The following is a 19,129-nucleotide window of genomic DNA, read 5'->3' as shown; positions in this document are numbered from 1 at the left end:
GTGTTTTTTTCGTCGTGGGCGGTGGATGCGGTGGCGCGGGTGGTGGGTGGGGGTGTGGGGTTGCGGGAGTGGTTGGCGCCGCGTCGGGTGCCTTTTGTGCGGGTGACGGGTGGGGGTGTGGTGGTGCCGGGGCTACCGGCCCGACCCGTCGACGCCGTACGCCTCCGGGTGCTGGAGCTGTGCGACGGGCGCCGCACCGCCGCGCAGATCGCCACGGCGGCCGCACTGTCGCAGCCGGACTGCGTCGCCGCGCTCGACGACCTCGTCCGGCGCCGCTGGATCACCTGGCGACTGGACATCCCCGCCGACGTACGGCCGGAACGCCACCTGCGCCGCTGGCTGGAACGGGTCGGCGACCCGGACCTCCGCCAGCGCGGGCTGGCCGCGCTCGACGTCCTGGAACGGGGCCGCGACCGGGTCCGGGCCGCCACCGACGCGGACGCGCTCGCCGCCGCGCTGGCCGCGTTGGAGGCCGACTTCGTGGCGCTGACCGGCACCGCCGCCGCCCGGGAGAAGAGTTCCGGCACCGCCCCCTGCCGCACCCTCGTCTACGCCGACTCGCGGCGCTCGGCCCGCGTCCAGCTCGGCCGGCCGGTGCTGGACGCCCTCGCCCCCCTCGACGGGCTGCTGACCTCCGCCGGCTGGCTCACCGCGAGCCTCGCCGACCGGGTACGCCGCCGCGCCCGCGCCGTCCACGACCGGCTCCGGGCCGGCACCGACGGCCCGGTGGACCTGGCCGCGTTCTGGTTCGCGTGCATGCCGATCCTGCACGGCGACGCGGTCGCCGACGCGCGGGAACTCCAGGAGGAGTTCCAGCGGCGCTGGGCCGACGTGCTGGACGTCCCGGCCGGCGCCCGCCGCGTACAGCGCGACGGACGGGACATCGCCGACCGGCTCCGGCGCGCGTTCGCCGGGCCGGGCCGGGGCTGGACCGCGGCCCGCTATCTCAGCCCTGACGTGCTGATCGGCGCCACCGACGCCGACGCGGTCGAGCGCGGCGACTTCACCCTGGTCCTCGGCGAGCTGCACGTGGCCACGAACACCCTCGGGGCGAACCTGTTCGTCCAGCAGCACCCCGCGCCCGCGGACCTGTTCGCGCAAACCGATCGCGACCACCCCGGCCCGAGGCTGCTGCCGCTGCTGCCCAAGGAGCACCGGGCCCGGCTGTCCATCCGGGTACGCCAGTGCCTGGTCCGGCCCGAGGACTACCAGGTCGCGCTCGTCGACCAGACCGCCGACCCGGAGCTGCCGCGCACCGTCAACAGCGCCGACGCCGTGGTCGAGCCGCGCGGCGACCAGCTCGTGGTCGTACTCCCCGACGGGGCGGCCTTCGACGTCCTCGACGTCTTCTCGCACGTGCTCACCACGCTGGTGATGGACCTGTTCCGGATCCTGCCCGACGCCGACCATTCGCCGCGGGTCACGGTGGATCGGATGGTGGTGGCGCGGGAGTCGTGGCGGTTTGTGGCGGGTGAGTTGGGGTTCGTTGATGAGCGGGTGGAGTCGCGGCGGTTTGTGCGGGCGCGGCGGTGGCGGGCGGGGTTGGAGTTGCCGCGGTGGGTGTTCGTGACGGTGCCGGGGGAGCCGAGGCCGTTTTTTGTGGATTTTGATTCGCCGGTGTACGTGAACATTTTTGCGAAGGCGGTGCGGCGGTTGGTGCGTCGTGATGGGGGTGGTCGGTTGACGGTGACGGAGATGTTGCCGACGCCGGAGCAGGTGTGGTTGAGCGATGACGTGGGGAATCGGTACACGTCGGAGTTGCGGTTCGTGGCGGTGGACCAGACCCGCGCGTGAGAGCGATGGTGGGTTCGGCGTCGGACCGTCGGTGACGCAACTCGGTCGGCAGCACCGCCAGCGCGATCAGCGCGCCGAGCAGGCCCGTCGCGGCGAAGCCCCAGGCCGGTGCGGAGGCATCGATCACCGCCCCGGCCAGCGGGGCGCCGAGCGCCAGCCCCAGCGTCATCGCCGAGCCGTGCATGCCCATCGCCTCACCCCGCACGCCCGCCGGCACCAGCCGGCTCACCGCGTCGGCGGTGGCGGCTACGGTCGGCGCGGTGAGCGCCCCGGACGGCAGCAGCACCAGGGCCAGTAGCCACCATTCGCCGCTGCCCAGACCGACCGGAACGGTGACCAGGCCAAGGGCAAGGGTGAGGCGCAGCGACGATACCGGGCGGGACAGCGCACCGTAGGTGAGGCCGCCGACCAACGAGTACGAGGCCCACAGCGCCAGCACCACACCGGTCCAGTCGACGTGACCGGCGTCGCGCAGCACCGCCACCACCGTCACCTCGGTGCCGGCGATCACCAGCGTGCTGGCCGCGCCCCCGGCGAGCAGCCCGATCAGCCGTGGGGTCAGCCACTGCCGGCGGGGCAGCGGCTGCGCCGGAGCCGGCTCCTCGTCCCGTGCCCGGGTCGGCGGGTCGAGCACCAGCAGGGTGAGTCCGGCCAGAACGATGCCGGCGCCGACGGCGTACATGGTCCGGCTGGGCGAGACCTGGGTGGCCAGGGCCACCGCCGCCGCCGGCCCGATCATGAAGCTGAGTTCGACCGACATCGAGTCCAACGCGTACGCCTGCCGGCGCCGGACCGGCGGCACCAGCGCGGCGATCGACTGCCGGATCACGGAGAAGACCGGGAGGGCGAGCAGCCCGCCGACGAACGCGCCGCCGAGCAGCACCGGGTACGGCAGGACCGGCGCCGTCCCCCAGAACAGCGCCGTGACCGCCGTGGTCAGCAGCAGCATCGGCCGCAGGCCGCGCCGATCGACCAGCCGTCCGAGCAGTGGTGCGCCGAGCGCCGAACCGACAGTCATCGCGGCCCCGACCAGTCCGGCGGCGAGATAACCGTGGCCCAGATCGAGCACGTGCAGCGTCATCACCACCGCGGTTGCCGCCACTGGCAGCCGGGCAAGGATCGCGACCAGCAGCAGGGGCCGCAACCCCGGCAGCGCGAGCGCGTCCCGGTAAGGCCGCACATCCAACACGTCCGTACCTCCCGGGCCGTCCAAGACCGAAGCCGTCCCCGTGTACGCCGGATCAGTCGGGCATGCGGTCGACCGTATTACCGGCCCAGGCGGTCAGGCCAGCGGCCGATACGCGACATCGACAGTGCCCAGAAGCCGATTCCGCCAAGGCGATGGACGCCTCCTGGGCGACGAACGGGAGGGTGCCCTGCCGCGCTCCAGAGCCGCGCCAGGGCCCTCAATGGAGGCTCTCAGCAAGAGAAGGACCTCGGTCGGGCCCGACGCCAGGGCTGCCTCTTCGTGACGTGCGTCACATCAGACCCGGGCGGGCGGGGCTGCCCCAGGGGCGTCACGAACCGGCTCGTGACAGGCGCGCGCCCGGTTCAGCCCACCCCGATGGTCACGGCGAGGTGGGCGAGCGTCGTCGGCGCGGCGGAATCCCGGGCGACCTGGGCGAGGATGTCGCGGCCGGCTGGCCGCTGCCGGATCTCGGCCGGTGCGATTCGGTCGGCCTCCATTAGGACGCGGCCGGCACCGACCGGGTCGGCGGCGTGCAGGTGGGCGCGGGCGACATCGATGTACGCGGCGCGGGGATCAGCCACCGCCAGCCGTCCCGCCCGGTCACCTCGATACCATGTCCAGCGTACGCACCCCCCGCTCAACCTTGTCCACCCAACTCTTCGACTTACCCAACCGATCCGCCAACCCCGGACGTGAGACGCAGGCACCTTCCTAAAGCCACCACCATCGGCCCGATCGCGGCCAACGAGCTGATCCAATCCGGTTCACCGCCGCCCTCGCCAGCCAGGGCTCCGGCAAAGTCGGGCCACTAAGCTCCGCGCATGCAGCATTGCCGACTTTCCTCCACCAAACGCACAGCGATCGGGGCGTTACTGCTGGTCTTGGCTGTGGCCGGCTGCGACTCCAAGGCGGAATCGTCCTCCGATGCCACGTGGTCGAGCCCTGACACCGCCGCTACCGCGACCACCTCCCGCGCTGCTTCCCCCTCAAGTCCCCGTGACGCCGAACCTTCCGCATCTTCCTCCCCCACCGCGGACGAGTCACGGGAGGCCGAAGCGGCACAGGAGCCCAAAGCAGCAAAGAGGACGGAGGCGCCGAGCGGGGGCGGCACCAAGTACACGGCGTGCGCCGACGGCGACTGCAAAGTGTCCTTCTCCGGTTCGGTCAAATTCCCACTCGGCAGGTGGACGGTGTCGTCCTCCGTGGAGGATGGCGGTGTCAGGGTGCGACTGACCGACGCCAATGGCAGGGGCGGCGGTGGCGGCTTCATGGCAGGGCCCGGGTGCACTGTGGCGATACATGCCGACGGCGGCGGGCGAGTCGGATGCGACCAACCCGGAGCCGAACCCGAACCGGGCGGGTGGGTCGTACACCTGCTGGAACTGGACGGGGACACCGCTGTCATCCGAGCGATCCTGGGCTGACTGTGAGGAATGCTGTCGCAGCCTGATTCTGCCGGGCTGTGGTCTGGTGGCCGTGCGTGTGACCCTTGGTCTGATTAGCTTCGTGCCTTTGAGCTGACTTGTCTACGCACGGTCACCGGCCCCTCCGCCGGCATCGACTTCCTGCGCGCCGCCCAAGCCATCCAGATCCGCAGACGCCGCCTCGACCAGCCGAAACGCTTCACCACCGAGACCGTCTACGCCATCACCGATCTCCGCGTCCACGGAGGACGTTGCGGGGTGGTCGCTACCGGGCAGCCTGTGGTTCGGCAGGTCGGGCAGCGTCCGTCGGGTCCGGGTCGGTGGTGGCGGAGGATGGCGCGGGCGGTGAGGATCAGCCGGTTGCGGATCTGCGCCAGGGACAGCAACGGCGCGGTCACCGTTCAGCCCACCCCGATGGTCGCGGCGAGTTGGATAAGCGTCGTCGGGGCGGTGGATTCCCTGGCGATCTGAGCGAGCATGTCACGGCCGGCGGGGCGGTGTCGGATCTCGGCCGGTGCGATCCGGTCCGCCTCCACCAGCACCCGGCCGGCACCGACCGGGTCGTCGGCGTGCAGGTACGCGCGGGCGGCATCCACGAGGTACGCGGCGCGGTGCTCGGCGCTCAGCCACCGCCACCCGTCCCGCCCGGTCACCCTCTCGTGCCGGGCCACGGCCTCCTCGGCGTCGCCCCGTTCCACTGCTACGGCGACGCGGGCCAGTTCCACGGCCGTCGGCCCGAACCCGGTGCGATGGTGGTCGTGCCCGTCTCCCACCCGCGCCGCTATCTCGCCGGCCTCAACCAGCAGGCCGACGGCGGCCCGATCGTTCCCGTCGCGGGCGGACGCCAGTGCAGCCTGTACCAGCAGCGTCCCGCACAGCGACAGCTCCGCCGGGTCGCCGGACCCGCTCGTCGGCGGCGCGATGCGGTACGCGGCGGCCAGCATCACCGACTTCGCCACCCGCGCCCGCCCCGCAGCATGCAACACCTGCCCCAACTGCACGGCAGCGGCAGCCACCAGCACCCGGTCACCGGTGGCGGCGAGCATCGCCCGGTCCACCGCCAACCACGCCACATCCGGGGCGCCGAGCTTCACCAGCACCGAACCGGTCACCCGGTACGCCTCCACCAGCGGCACCCGCCCCGCGCCGGGATCGCGGGCATGGGCGCGCTGCGCCTCGGCCAGCAGCCCCGGCACCAGGTCGACCACCTGTGGATAGCGGGCATGCTGGAACGTGGTCCACACGTGCCCGGCCTGCCGCACCAACCGGTCCAACGGCAGCACCCGGTCAGATGTCGGGCGCTCCAGCGCGATCTCGTACGAAGACAGAGCCGTCCGAACCCGCTCGACACTCTCGACGCGCTCGGCCATTCCGGCCGGCTTGGCGTCGCGGCCGAGCAGAACCGCCGTGTCGATGCGCAGCACGGCGGCGATGTCCCGAAGCGTCGACACCCTGTCCAGGGAACGGACACCCCGCTCGACCTTGTCCACCCAACTCTTCGACTTCCCCAACCGATCCGCGAGCACCTGCTGCGAGAGCTTGCGCCGCCCCCGCCAGTACGCCACCCGCCGACCCACCGGCAACAACTCACTGTTGTCCACGACGCCACCGTCGATCCGGCACCGCTCGGGTCGTCTCCTCGGCCGGTATTCGATCCGCCTCGGCCCGCGCGAGAATCCGTTCGCGGGCAGCCTCCCGTTCCGCTGCCTGGATCTGCTCGCCTCGGTTCGTGGCTGGAGCGTCCTCGCTCATCCCTACCTCCGCTGGTAGGGGCGCGGCGGCGTGCTCTGAAAGGACCGACACCGCCGCGCCCGACTCCGAGCGGGTCACGCATTCCCGGTACCGAAGACCGTGGCGTACTCGCCCTGGTCACAGCATCGGGTGATCAGGCGGTCACGTTCCAGGTGGCACGCGTCCGGTCAGGTGTCCATGGACGCGGACAGGTTACGGACAAGAGCGGACAACCGGCCGGACCGGTTCCGGGCAGCGATCGACCGCGCCCGCTCCACCGACTGAGCTGCGCCGTCCCGCTCGCCAATTGCCAGTTGGGCCCCGGCAAGGTGGCACACGTAGGTGCCGGTCCAGTCGGCCGAAGCCGAGTCGACGTCCAAACCGTCGAGGCCGGCGGTCAACAACTCCACTGCCTGTTCGTGCTGCCCCAGCGCGGCCCGGGTGGTGCCCGCCTCCAGGTCGAAGAACGCCCGGTCCCGGTAGTAGTCCCACGGCGGCATCTCGCCCTTGTGCTCCAACGCGGCTACCGCCCGTTCATCGGCCGCCGCCGCCGTACTGATCGCGGCCTGCCAGTCGTCAGCGAGGACGTATGCGCGGGCAAGCTGGTAGTGGTCGTACGCCAGCTGCCCTGGCGACATCCCCGGCCTGGTCAGCGCCGCTCGGGTCACGCCAAGCAGGGCACCGACGTCCCCCGTCTGCCCGGCCAGATCGGCGCGGAAGGACAGCACCGTACCCAGCAGCGCGTCATGACCGCTCTCGACGGCCCACTCCAACGCCTGATTCAGCCAGTGCCGGGACCAACCGTGATCACCTGCGGCGATACCCAGCCAACCGGCGAACTGCGCCCACTGCGCGGCCTGGTCGACCAGCCGGCGCCGCAGGTCGTCGTGCGCCTCGCGGGCCAGGTGGCTGACGAGATCCAGGTTCGCCTGGACCGCCGGCATGACGGCGGCAGCACCGAGAACATCGTCAAGACGGCGTTGACTGGCCAGGAGATCCGCGAGCGCGTCGACCGTAGCCGGGTCAGTCCGCGTCGGATGACGAGCGGCGAAGGCGATCCGGTCGGCACCGTCGCCCGGCAACTCGGGCGGACGCGCCAACGCCATCAGTCGGCCACCCGTGCCGAGAGCGTCATCCAAGCGTCTCGCCACGTCATCGCTCGGTTGCCGTCGCCCAACTTCCAGGTCGTGAAGCTGGCTCTTGCTCTGGTAAACCACGTGCGAGAGAGCGCGAAGCGAGATCCGGGCCTCGGTACGCAGCCGGCGAAGCTCCGCACCGAAGCGCGGGTCAGCAATGGGCGACACGACGTACTCCCAGGTAGAGGGCTGGGGCGGCGGTCCCGCCGGCCTCTACCCCGACGGGCCGCCGCATCGGACGGTACACCCGCGCTCCACGCAATGTGACGCCGCGCGCCCCCCGTGTCGAGACATCACTTGGCGTCGTATTGATCAACGGTGGGGGCGTAGTCGATCAAGGCGGACGACTTGGCTTCTGAACTGCTGTTACGCCTGGCACTGATGGTCAGCGTGGGGCACCGTCCGGCTGGATCCATCTGCGTTCGGGACCTCGGGCGATTGTCCGCGTTCGGCGCCTGGCGGCTGCCCTCGTCCCGGCCGGTTGCTGTCACTGTCAAGGTCGACAACTCGAATTACGGGCTCGGTTAGTCGTCCTCGTCCAGGAGACCGAATGCCTCCGGCGCATCTTCGGCGAAGCTCGAAGAACGCCAGGCACTCAAGCAAGCTGTCGAGCACTGCCGTGAAGACCGGGTCAGGCGTGCACACGCGGCTGCAGACCGCGCCGCCGTTGACCCATCTTGCCCCCCTGCATCGGGCACGGACCGGGCACGCGGCAGACAATGGCCCGGCGTCCGCGAGGGTCGCAGCCAGGTCTCCGTTGTATGTAGCGTGCGGAAATGACAAGAAGCCAGCGACTCGCGGACCAACTGGACCGGCACTGGCACAAGAACCTGCGGCCGCGGCTGCACGGTCTTGCCGACGAGGAGTACTTCTGGGAGCCGGTGCGCGGCTGCTGGAGCATCCGCCCACGTGGCACGTCGGCCGCACCGATGTCGGCAGGTTCGGGGGGATGGACGATGGACTCCGCGTCCCCTGACCCAGTGCCGGCGCCGGTGACCACGATTGCCTGGCGTTTGGCGCACATCATCGTCTCCTGCCTGGGCTATCGGGTCGGATGGCACTTCGGCGGCCAGGACGTCGACTTCCAGACATTCGCCTACGCGGGGACCGCTGAGGAGGCGCTGAAACAGCTCGATGAGATGTATGGGAGATGGAACGCGGGGGTCCGCGAGCTCTCGGACGCTGACCTGGAGAATCCGCCCACCGTGGGTCCCGAGCGGTTTCCCATGGAGGGCATCGTCCTGCACGTCAACAGGGAGCTGATTCATCACGGCGCCGAGATTTCCCTGCTGCGCGACCTCTACCGCTGGCAGGACGGAGCCGTACCACGCCGAATATGACTTTCCGGTAACCCCTCCCGGCTGAATCACGCACGCGAGGGTGCGGCCGGCCCGGCCGATGCCGGCGGGAGGTCGCCAGCAGGCGGGGCCGAGCCGGCCCGGCCCCGCACGTCAAGCGGGAGGTCACCGGGCGTCTCAGCGGGCAGTGGACGCCGGGTGGGAGCGGGTCCGGCGGGCACTTCCGCGGGCCGGGCCGGGGCGTGGCGTACGGACCGGCTCGCCGTGGCCGCCGTGGCCAGCGTCAGCATCCAGGCGGCCAGCACCCAGAGGCTGACCGTCGCCCCGACGTGTTCGAGCAGGAAGCCGCCGACCAGGGGGCCGAGCGGCACACCGCCCATGGCGATCATGCCGCTGGCCCCGAGCACCCTGCCCTGGATCCGGTCCGGGGTGATGGCCAGCTGGTACGAGGAGATGGCGATGTTCCAGATCGGCCCGATGAACGACATGAGCGTGAAGACCGCGCCGAGCCAGTACGGGCCGGACGCCAGCAGGAGCAGCGGGAGCAGCAGGGCCCACGCCCAGTTCGCCCCGATCACCACGACGTTCATCGGCAGGCGCTTCTTGATGGCGGGGGAGAGCAGCGACCCGACCACCCCGCCGACCGCGCCGAGGCCCAGCATCACCCCCACGGCGGACGACGACGCGCCGTGCCCGTCGGCGATCACGATGATGACCAGGACGAGCGCCCCGAACAGCAGGTTGCTGCCGGCGATCAGCAGCGTGGTGGTCCGCAGGAACGGCTGACGCCAGAGCCAGACCACGCCCTCGGCGATCCCATTCGGACGTCGCGCCCCGCCCCGGTCGCCCTGCAGGTCGCTGCGGATGAGCAGCAGCGTGCACAGCGAGGCGACGTAGGTGAGCATGTCGAACAGGAACGGCACCGCGCGGCCGAGCCCGAACAGCAGGCCGCCCAGCGGCTGGCCGAGCATCGCGCTGCCCCGTACCCGGATCTCGTTGCGCGACATCGCCAGGGTCAACTGCGAGGAGTGCACCACGTGGGGGATCGCCGCCGCGGCCGCGATCCGGTAGCACACCGCCATCGACCCCTCGACGAAGCCGACCGCGAGGATGTGTGGCAGGTGCAGCCGGCCGGCCAGCAGCGCCAGCACCAGGCTGCCCAGGGCCAGCGCGCGCAGCACGTCCGCCCAGATCATCACCCTCCTGCGGTCGTACCTGTCGACAAGCACACCGGCCGGAAGCTGGAGCAGTAGCTGCGGTAACAGGGCCACGAACCCGGTGAGCCCGGCGTCCGCGGGCGAGCCGGTGAGGGCGAGGACCAGCAACGGGTACGCGACGGCGGAGGCGTAGGAGCCGAGGTTCGATGCCGCCGTCCCCGTCCAGAGCAGCAGGAAGTCCCGGTTGCGGCGGAGCGGCGGCACCTGTGTCGACATGGGTCGATGCTGCGTGCTCGTGGGCGCGGTCGGATGAGAAGGAGCGGCGGCAACGGAGGCAGACGTGAGCGCGGGCGGATCTGCCGACCTGACCCTCACCCCCGGCACGCGGGCGCCGTCACGCTGGGTCCGGCCGTCGCCGGCACCGGTGGCCCGCAACGGTACGGGCGGCGGTCACGACCGGGACCGTAGGGCTGTGCGGCTTCCGGAGTCGACCGACTGCCAGCACAGAAAGGCCAACCATGAGCACGAGCTCGATCTCCCGCGAGGAGCTGCTCCAACGCCGGTTGCGCGGATTGGCGACCCGACCGGACGCCGGCATCGGCCGGGTGCGTCGCGACGGTGCCCTGCCGGTGTCGTTCGCCCAGCGCCGGCTCTGGGTGCTCGACCAGATGCAGCCCGGCAGCACCGAGTACCTGATACCGGTGCGGCTGCGGCTGCGGGGCGTGCTGGACGCGGCCGCACTGCGCCGCGCCCTGGACGAGATCGTGGCCCGCCACGAGGTGCTGCGCACCCGCTACGTCGCCACCGACGGGGAACCGGTCCAGCTCGTCGACCCGCCCGCGCCGCTGCCCTGGGAACACACCGACCTGTCCGGGACCGACCGGGACGCCGCCGATCGGCTGCTCGCCGAGCTGGTCGAGACGGGCGCCCGGCGTCCCTTCGACCTGGCGGCGGAGTGGCCGGCGCGGGCGGCGCTGGTGCGACTCGCCGACGACGAGCACGTCCTGCTGCTGACCCTGCACCACATCGCCGCCGACGGCTGGTCCGAGTCGGTCCTGCTCGCCGAGCTGGACACCCTGTACGCCGCGTTCGCCGCCGGGCAGCCCGCACCGCTTTCGCCGCTGCCCGTCCAGTACGCCGACTTCGCCGCGTGGCAGGCCGAGCGGCTCTCCGGCGCGCGCCTGTCCGCGCAGCTCGACCACTGGCGTACGGCCCTGGCCGGGCTGACGCCGTTGGAACTGCCGACCGACCGCCCCCGCCCGGCCGCGCGTGACAACGCGGGCGCGGCGGAGTCGTTCACCGTGCCGGCCGACCTGGCCGCCGCCCTCGTCCGGCTGGGACGGGCCCACAGGGCGACCCCGTTCATGGTGCTGCTCGCCGCCTTCAAGCTGCTGCTGGCCCGCCACTGCGGCCAGTCCGACGTGGTGGTCGGCAGCCCCGTCGCCGGTCGGGACCGGGCCGACATCCAGGGCCTGATCGGCCTGTTCGTCAACATGGTGACGCTGCGCACCGAGGTCGACCGCCGGTCCACCTTCGGGGAGCTGCTGACGCGGGTCCGGGAGACCGCCCTGGAGGCGTACGCGCACCAGCACGTCCCCTTCGAGCGGCTGGTCGACGACCTGGAGCCGGTCCGGGACCCGTCGCGCACCCCGCTGTTCCAGGTGGTGTTCCAGGTCGAGGACACCCCGACGGCGGCGACGCCGGCGGGAGACGCCACGGTGGTCGCCGAACGGGAGCCGGTCGGCTGGGAGGTGGCCAAGTACGACCTGAGCCTCAGCCTCGCTCCCCGCCCCGACGGGACGATGGCCGGCAAGCTGGAGTACGCCACCGCACTCTTCGACGCGACCACCGTGCGCCGGATGGTGGGCCACTACCTGCGGCTGCTGGAGAGCGTGGCGGCCGACCCGGACCGGCCGGTCGGCCGGCTGGCGCTGCTCACCGACGCCGAGCGCCGTCACCTGCTCGCCGAGCGCAGCGGCCCCGGGGAGAGCTTCGCCGTGGGGCGGACCCTGCCGGAGCTGTTCCGCGAGCAGGCGCGGCGCACCCCGGACTCGATCGCGGTCACCGGCCCCGGCGGCGCGCTGACGTACGCGGAACTGGACGAGCGGGTCGACCGGCTCGCCCACCACCTGCGTACCCTCGGCGCCGGCCCGCAGACGCTGGTGGGGGTCTGCCTGGACCGCCGGGTGGAGCTGGTCGTGGCGCTGCTCGCCGCGCTACGGGCCGGTGCCGCCTACCTGCCGCTGGACCCGGGACAGCCCGCCGACCGGCTGCGGTACATCCTCGACGACGCCGGCGCCACAGTCGTCGTCACCCACAGCGACCTGGCCGGGCGGCTCCCGGCCGGTGGGGTGCCGGTGGCGCTTGTCGACCGGGACCTGCCGCAGCGGCCCGCCGCGCCGCCGCCGCTGCCGGCCGGGTCGCCCGACGACATCGCCTACGTCATCTACACCTCCGGCTCGACGGGACGACCGAAGGGCGTGCCGGTCAGCCACGCCAACGTCGTACGCCTCTTCGACTCCTGCCGCGCGGACTTCCGCTTCGGCCCCGACGACGTGTGGACGCTGTTCCACTCCTACGCGTTCGACTTCTCCGTCTGGGAGCTGTGGGGTCCGCTGCTGCACGGGGGACGCCTCGTCGTCGTGCCGTTCGACGTGTCCCGTTCCCCGCACGACTTCCTGGAGCTGCTGGTCGCCGAGCGGGTCACCGTGCTCAACCAGACGCCGTCGGCCTTCCGCACCCTGGTCGAGGCGGTCACCGAGACGGACGTGGCACCCGGGACGCTGGCGCTGCGGACGGTGATCTTCGGGGGCGAGGCCCTCGACGTCGCCGACCTGGCCCCGTGGTTCGCCCGGTTCGGCGCGGACGGCCCCGAGCTGGTGAACATGTACGGGATCACCGAGACGACGGTGCACGTGACGTACCGGCCGATCCGGCCGGAGGAGACAGCCGGCGGACCCCGCAGCCCGATCGGTCGTCCCCTGCGCGACCTGCGGCTCTACCTGCTCGACGACGACCTGGAGCCCGTGCCGGTCGGCGTACCCGGGCAGATCTTCGTCGCCGGCCCCGCCCTGGCCCGCGGCTACCTCGGCCGGCCGGCGCTGACCGCCGAACGCTTCGTCCCCGACCCGTACGGCCCGACGCCGGGCGCGCGCATGTACCGCAGCGGCGACCTGGCCCGCTGGGTCCTCGACGGTGACCTGGAGTTCCTCGGGCGGGCCGACGACCAGATCAAGATCAGGGGACACCGGATCGAGCCGGGCGAGATCGAGGCGGCCATCCGCACGCACCCGGGCGTCGAGGGCGCCGTCGTGGTCGCCCACCGCGGCAGTGGGGACCGGGAGGACCGGCTCGTCGCCTACGTCGCCGCCGCGGCCGGCGCGATCGACGTGCCGGGGCTGCGCGAGCACCTCGGCGAGCGCCTGCCGTCGTACATGGTGCCGGCGATCTTCGTGCCGCTGGACGCGATCCCGATGACCGGCAACGGCAAGGTCGACCGGCGGGCGTTGCCCGACCCGGGCGCGGGCGGGACGCTCGACCAGACCGGCCAGGTGGCCCCGCGCAGCCCGCTGGAGCAGCTCATGGCCGAGGCGTGGGGCGCGGCGCTCGGCGTCGAGGCGCTCGGCGTGCACGACAACTTCTTCGCCCTCGGCGGCGACTCGATCCGGGCCATCCGGGCCGTCGGCGCGTTGCGCCGGCAGGGCATCGACGTGACGGTGCGGGACCTGATGCTGCACCAGAGCGTCGACAGCCTGAGCCGACTCGTCGCGTCGGCGTCCGACTGCGGGCCGGCGGGCGCGGCGGACCTGCCGGCCGGCGCCGAGGAACAGCGGGTCGCCCCCTTCGCGCTGCTCGCCGACGCGGAGCGGGCGGCACTACCGCCGCACGTGGTGGACGCGTATCCGCTGTCCATGGTGCAGGCCGCCATGGTCTACCAGATGCTCGCCGACGACGACAGCCCGTACCACAACATCACCCTGTTCCCGATTGTGGACGACGCGCCGTTCTCGCTGCCCGCGCTGCGCCGGGCGGCGGCGCTGCTGGCCGGCCGGCACGAGATCCTGCGGACCAGCTTCAGCCTCGATGAGCACCGGGAACCGCTGCAACTGGTCCACGCGACGGGCAGCGTCCAGGTGGGCTACGACGACCTGCGTGGTCGCTCCGAACAGGAGACCGAGCGTACGCTGCGCGAGTTCACCGCGCGGGTCCGGCGGGAACCGTTCGACACCAGCCAGGCCCCGATGCTGCGCTTCCACGTGCACCAGACCGCCGAGGACCGGTGGACGTTCTCCTTCATCGAGTGCCACGCCATCCTGGACGGCTGGAGCCACCACTCCCTGATCGCCGAATTGTTCGCCGACTACCGGAGCATCCGCGACGGCCGCGACCTCGACAGCCGGCCCGCCCACACCGTCCGGTACGCCGACTTCATCGCCGCGGAGAGGCGGTCCCTGGAATCGGCGGCGGACCGGCAGTTCTGGACCGACCGGCTGGCGCGGTTCGACCGGGTCCCCCTGCCGGCGAGCTGGGCCGCCGAGCCCGGCGCTGACGAGCGGCCGTACAAGATCGGGTTGTCGTTCGCCGACCTGGAGCCGGGCCTGCGGCGGCTGGCCGTCGCCGCCGGGGTGCCGCTGAAGAGCGTGCTGTTCAGCGCCCACCTGGCGGTGCTCCGGGCGGTCTCGGGAACGCACCGCTTCCACAGTGGCCTGGTCTGCAACGGCCGGCTGGAGACCGAGGGCGGTGAGACGGTCCGTGGCATGCACCTGAACACGCTTCCGGTCGGCGTCGAGCTGACCGGGTCGACCTGGACCGACCTCGTGCGGCAGGTCTTCGCCGAGGAGGTGGCGCTCTGGCCGCACCGGCGTTTCCCCCTGCCGGAGATCCAGCGCCGGTGGGGCGACGGCACGCCCGTAGTCGAGGTCGCCTTCACCTACCTGGACTTCCACGTGCTCGACCGGGGTGGCATCGATTCGGCGAAGGTCGTCGACGACAGCCCCAACGAGTTCGCCCTGAACACCTGGACCTTCCCCGGTGTGCTGTTCTTCTCCGCCCGACCCGAACGGATCAGCCGGGCCGACGGCCAGCGGCTGGCCCGGATGTACCGGCGGGTCCTGGAGGCGATGGCGGCCGACCCGGCCGGGGACGCCGGCGGCGCGGCCCTCGACGCGGCGGAGACGGACCGGATCGCCGAGTTCTCCACCGGCCCCGAGGTGGACTACCCGGACCTGTGCGTGCACGAGATGTTCGAGCGGCAGGTGGCCCGGACCCCGGACGCGGTGGCGCTGCGGACGGCGGACGGCGGCACGGTCAGCTACGCGGAGCTGGACAGCCGCGCCAACCGCCTCGCCCACCACCTGCGGGCCCACGGCGTGGGCGCGGAGACGCGGGTGGGCGTGCTGCTGCGCCGTGGCCCGGAACTGGTCGTCGCGCTGCTGGCCGTGCTCAAGGCGGGCGGCGCGTACCTGCCCTTCGACCCGAACCACCCGACCAGTCGGATCCAGGCCCTGCTCGGTGAGGCCGGGCTGGCCCTGGTGGTCACCGAGTCGGCGCTGGCCGACCGGGTCTCCGCGGCGGTGCCGGCGGTGGTGGTCGACGCCGACCCGGCCATCGCCGGGCGCTCGCCCGATCCGCTGGGCCGCACCACCACCCCGGACGCCCTGGCCTACCTGATCTACACCTCCGGCTCCACGGGCGCGCCGAAGGGGGTGATGATCGAGCACCGCAACCTGGTCAACCACGTCTTCTGGGCGATCGAGGCGTTCGCCCCGCGCGGCGGCGTCGGCGCCCCCCTGTACTCGTCGATGGCCTTCGACCTGCCCCTGACCGCCGTGTACCCGGCGTTGCTGTCCGGCCAGGCGCTGACGCTCACCCCGGACGACGGCACCCCCGGCCTCGACGGGCTGGTGGAGGCGCTGCGTGCCGGGGGGTTCGGGCTGCTGAAGGCCACGCCGACGCACCTGGCGATCCTCAACCGGTCGCTGACGCCCGCGCAGCTGCGGAACGCGACCGGGCGGATCGTGTCCGGCGGTGAGGAGCTGACCCGGGAGATGGTGGACGAATGGGCCCGGCACGCGCCGGACACGGTCATCGACAACGAGTACGGGCCCACCGAGACGACCGTCGCCTGCTGCTACGTGGAGAGCACCGCCGGGGAACTGGCGGCGGGCGTGCTGCCGATCGGCCGGCCGATCAGCAACACGGTGCTGCGGGTGCTGGACGCCGGCATGCGTCCCGTGCCGGTCGGGGTGCCCGGCGAACTGTACATCGGCGGGGCGCAGGTGGGCCGGGGCTACGTGGGGCGGCCGGACCTGACCGCCGAGCGTTTCGTGCCCGACCCGTACGCGGCGCGTCCCGGGGCGCGGCTGTACCGCACCGGGGACCGGGCCCGCTGGCGTGCCGACGGAATGCTCGAGTTCCTCGGCCGCGCCGACAACCAGGTGAAGATCCGCGGCTACCGGATCGAACTCGCCGAGGTCGAGGCCGCCGTGCGGCGCCACGCCGACCTGCGCGACGTGGCGGTCCTCGCGCACACCGGCCCCGGCGGGGACCGGGAGCTGGTCGGCTACGTGGTGCCCGCCGGCCCGTTCGACCCGGTGGCCCTGGCCGACCGGATGGCCGCCACCGTTCCGGAATACCTGATCCCCTCGTCGTACGTGGTGCTCGACGAGTTGCCCATGACGCCGAGCGGCAAGGTGGACGCCAAGCGGCTGCCCGCTCCCGGGCCGGCCCGCGACAGCCGGCCCTACCGGGCCCCGCGCACGGCGGTGGAGAGCATCGTGGCCGCGGCCATCGCCACGGTCCTGGGCCTGCCGCGGGTCGGCGTGGACGAGCCGTTCACGGCGTTGGGACTGCACTCGATGACGGTGATGCGGGTGATCGTGGAGCTGCGGGAGCGGCACGGGCTCGCGGTGGCGTTCCGGGACTTCTACCGGCACCGTACGGTGCGGGAGTTGGCCTGCGCGGTCGACCCGGGGCAGCGCGACGGGCTGCGGCCCGCCGCCGCCGCGGACCCGGACGACCCGGCTGTCTGGGCGGCCGACGCCCTGCTGTGGTTCCGCCGCGACGGCGACCTGCCCCCGCTGTTCTGCGTCTATCCCGGCGGCGGGCAGTGGTACGTGCACCTGGCCGAGCAGCTGGAGCCGGGCCGCCCGGTCGCCGCGCTGGAGTGGCCGGGCCTGCACGGGCCCGTGCCCTCGCCGCAGAGCATCGGGCACGTGGCCGACATCTTCGTCGGTCAGCTCCGGGCGGTGCACCCCACCGGCCCCTACCACCTGCTGGGCTGGTGCGGAGCGGGGCCGGTCACCGGCGAGATGGCCGCCCGGCTGCTGCGGGAGGGCGAGCAGGTCACCTACGTGCTGCTCGACCCCGCACTGGACAGCCACACCCGGCGGAACCTGTGGGAGGAGTCCGCGGTGCTCGCCGAGGGCGAGGAACTGCTCGCCGAGCTGAACCGGACGACGGCACCGGACCGGATCGCCGAGCTGCAACGCCAGTTCGCGACGGTGCTCGACCGGGTGATCGACGAGGGCGCCAAGGTGGTCCCGCAGCCGGGCGACACGTTCTGGAGCGGACGGCTGCGGGTGTGGCGGGAACTGACCCAAGCGATGCTCGGCTACCGGGAGCGCCCCTACCCGGGGCGGATGGACCTGCTGGTGGGCGACGAACTCGCCGAGGGCCTGCACGAGGTCGCCTGGGGGCAGTCGTACGAGCAGTACCGGCAGCGGTGGACCGAGCTGACCCCCGGCGGCCTGCGGATCCAGCGGGTGGGTGGCGACCACCTGGGTGTCCTCAAGCCTCCGCACGTGGCCGGTCTCGCCAGCACGCTGACCGACCTGATGCGGCAGACCGAGCGCCTGGCGGCGACGGGGGAGGGCGCACCGCCGGTGGGCTGACCGAGGCGGCGGGAACGACCGGTATCCGGCGTGGGTGACCACGCCGGATACCGGCGTGTCGTGCCACCGTCCTTTATGCGTGCCCCACCCGCACATTCTTCGGAAGGCGGCGACACGCATCCGCTGCCATCGGCCCCCGACAATGCGATCGTGCGTATCGACGCAGGTCCCGGCGATCCGAGGAAACTGCGGGATCGTTCCCGATGTCGCCGGCCACGGGAATCGGCGACGCTCATCGGGCCGAGAAACATCCGTCCCCACAGCATGGAGGAACCGATGGGTGATCCCGTCCGCGTCAACGTCCTCGCCTCGGACCCGGTGCTGGAGGCCGGCGTGCTGAGCGCGCTGCGGGACATCTCGGACCTGGTCCCGGTGTCGGCGCGGGAGGCGGCGGACGTGTCGGTGGTGATCGTCGACGGGGTGGGGCCGCAGGCACTGGACGTGGTCCGCGGCGTGCGTAACGCGACCCACCGGCCGGAGGTGGTGCTCGTGGCGACCGACCTGACCGCAGCCGACGCCCTGCACGCGATCGCCGCCGGCGCCCGGGGCCTGCTGCGGCGCCGGGAGGCCGACTCGGCCAGGCTCACCCGTACCGTCCTCGCCGCCGCCCGGGGCGACTGCGCCCTGCCGCCCGACATGCTGACCTGGTTGCTGGAGCAGAGTTCGGGCAGCGGGGCAGCCGCCACGATCGGCAGGCACCACGCCGGCGCCGGCCTGAGCGAGCGGGAACGCGCCGTGCTCAACCTGGTGGCCGAGGGCCGGGAGACCGACGAGATCGCGCGGGAACTGTGCTACTCGCCGCGCACCGTGGTCAGCGTCGTGCACGACATCACCCACCGGTTCCAGTTGCGCAACCGGGCGCACGCCATCGCGTACGCCCTGCGGTCGGGGCTGTTGTGAGCGGCTGGGCCGACCCGCTGCGGGTACGCGTCGCGGTGGCCGACCCGCGCGGGCGGGAGGACCTGCTGGCGATGCTGACCGGCGGCGGGGTCGCCGTGGTGGACGAGGCGGACGGCCCCGCCGACGTGCTGCTGGCCGCGGCCGACACGCTCGACGAGGCGCTGGCGTTGTGCGACTCCCGTGGCCGGCCCGGCGGCGCCACCACACCGGCGCTGGCCATGGTCGGGGTGTTCGCCCCGGCCGCGATGCGACGGGCCATCGCCGCAGGGGTACGGACGATGCTGTGGCGGGCGGAGGCGACCCCGGCGAACCTGCTCGCGGCACTGCACTCCGCCCGGCACGGCGACGGGCGGCTGCCGTACGCCGTCCTGGTCCGGCTGCTCGGGGCCGAGCCGCGGCCGGCGTCCGCGCCCCCGTCACCACTGACCGTGCGGCAGACGGAGGTACTCGCGTTGATGGCCGAGGGGCACGGCAACGCGGCGATCGCCCGGATGCTGCGCTGCTCCGAGCACACCGTCAAGAACGTCAGCTACGAGCTGATGGCCCGGTTGCAGGTGCGCAACCGGGCCCAGGCGGTGGCCCGCGCGGTGCGCGCCGGCCTGATCTGA

Annotated in this window: 9 protein-coding genes and 2 pseudogenes; 5 read left to right on the top strand and 6 right to left on the bottom strand. The window is 72.7% G+C overall.

Annotation, left to right across the window (positions count from 1 at the left end; all coding sequences use genetic code 11):
• A partial coding sequence (locus ABZ809_RS17105; protein WP_357563463.1) for a lantibiotic dehydratase occupies positions 1 to 1,794 on the top strand: 1,794 nt, incomplete at its 5' end.
• Between the two features lie 16 nt (positions 1,795 to 1,810).
• Here the strand turns inward: ABZ809_RS17105 and ABZ809_RS17100 are convergent.
• From ABZ809_RS17100 to ABZ809_RS17080, 5 genes and pseudogenes are all read right to left on the bottom strand, one after another.
• A pseudogene (locus tag ABZ809_RS17100) lies at positions 1,811 to 2,980 on the bottom strand (MFS transporter); the annotation flags it as partial.
• Positions 2,981 to 3,345: 365 nt separating this feature from the next.
• The gene (locus ABZ809_RS17095; RefSeq protein WP_357563462.1) at positions 3,346 to 3,564 is read right to left on the bottom strand and encodes a hypothetical protein; all 219 of its coding nucleotides are present in this window, start codon (positions 3,562 to 3,564) and stop codon (positions 3,346 to 3,348) included.
• 1,244 nt (positions 3,565 to 4,808) lie between these two features.
• Positions 4,809 to 6,008, bottom strand: a complete 1,200-nt coding sequence (locus tag ABZ809_RS17090; protein WP_357563461.1) for a helix-turn-helix domain-containing protein — start codon at positions 6,006 to 6,008, stop codon at positions 4,809 to 4,811.
• A 318-nt stretch (positions 6,009 to 6,326) separates the two neighbouring features.
• A complete protein-coding gene (locus tag ABZ809_RS17085) occupies positions 6,327 to 7,244 on the bottom strand; it encodes a hypothetical protein (RefSeq protein WP_357563468.1) in 918 nt (305 codons plus the stop codon).
• A gap of 6 nt (positions 7,245 to 7,250) precedes the next feature.
• Positions 7,251 to 7,442: pseudogene (locus ABZ809_RS17080) on the bottom strand (helix-turn-helix transcriptional regulator); the annotation flags it as partial.
• Positions 7,443 to 8,050: 608 nt separating this feature from the next.
• Here ABZ809_RS17080 and ABZ809_RS17075 point away from each other — a divergent pair.
• Entirely contained in the window at positions 8,051 to 8,614 is a 564-nt protein-coding gene (locus ABZ809_RS17075; protein WP_357563460.1) for a DinB family protein, read from the top strand.
• Between the two features lie 26 nt (positions 8,615 to 8,640).
• Here ABZ809_RS17075 and ABZ809_RS17070 read toward each other — a convergent pair whose 3' ends face one another.
• Entirely contained in the window at positions 8,641 to 10,005 is a 1,365-nt protein-coding gene (locus ABZ809_RS17070) for an MFS transporter (RefSeq protein WP_357563459.1), read from the bottom strand.
• A 242-nt stretch (positions 10,006 to 10,247) separates the two neighbouring features.
• On the opposite strand from ABZ809_RS17070, the gene ABZ809_RS17065 reads away from it, so the two are divergent.
• The 3 genes from ABZ809_RS17065 to ABZ809_RS17055 all read left to right on the top strand — a co-directional run bounded on the left by ABZ809_RS17065 (position 10,248) and on the right by ABZ809_RS17055 (position 19,129).
• Positions 10,248 to 17,621 carry an amino acid adenylation domain-containing protein gene (locus ABZ809_RS17065; protein ID WP_357563458.1) on the top strand — a complete coding sequence of 2,458 codons (7,374 nt, stop codon included), beginning with the start codon at positions 10,248 to 10,250 and terminating at the stop codon, positions 17,619 to 17,621.
• 276 nt (positions 17,622 to 17,897) lie between these two features.
• Complete coding sequence (locus ABZ809_RS17060) at positions 17,898 to 18,521, top strand: response regulator transcription factor (protein WP_357563457.1); 624 nt, start codon at positions 17,898 to 17,900, stop codon at positions 18,519 to 18,521.
• Entirely contained in the window at positions 18,518 to 19,129 is a 612-nt protein-coding gene (locus tag ABZ809_RS17055; protein ID WP_357563456.1) for a LuxR C-terminal-related transcriptional regulator, read from the top strand. The genes ABZ809_RS17060 and ABZ809_RS17055 overlap by 4 nt, the downstream gene beginning before the upstream one ends.

This window comes from Micromonospora sp. NPDC047074 (assembly GCF_040643815.1).
Taxonomy (GTDB): domain Bacteria; phylum Actinomycetota; class Actinomycetes; order Mycobacteriales; family Micromonosporaceae; genus Micromonospora.
The sequence above is the reverse complement of the archived record's forward strand: the minus strand, read 5'-3'. Positions and strand labels throughout refer to the sequence as shown.

Bases quoted from the DNA above. Each gene is read 5' to 3' on its own strand.
- ABZ809_RS17085 (WP_357563468.1), bottom strand. From the start codon at position 7,244: ATGGCGTTGGCGCGTCCGCCCGAGTTGCCGGGCGACGGTGCCGACCGG.
- ABZ809_RS17075 (WP_357563460.1), top strand. From the start codon at position 8,051: ATGACAAGAAGCCAGCGACTCGCGGACCAACTGGACCGGCACTGGCAC.
- ABZ809_RS17070 (WP_357563459.1), bottom strand. From the start codon at position 10,005: ATGTCGACACAGGTGCCGCCGCTCCGCCGCAACCGGGACTTCCTGCTG.
- ABZ809_RS17065 (WP_357563458.1), top strand. From the start codon at position 10,248: ATGAGCACGAGCTCGATCTCCCGCGAGGAGCTGCTCCAACGCCGGTTG.
- ABZ809_RS17060 (WP_357563457.1), top strand. From the start codon at position 17,898: ATGGGTGATCCCGTCCGCGTCAACGTCCTCGCCTCGGACCCGGTGCTG.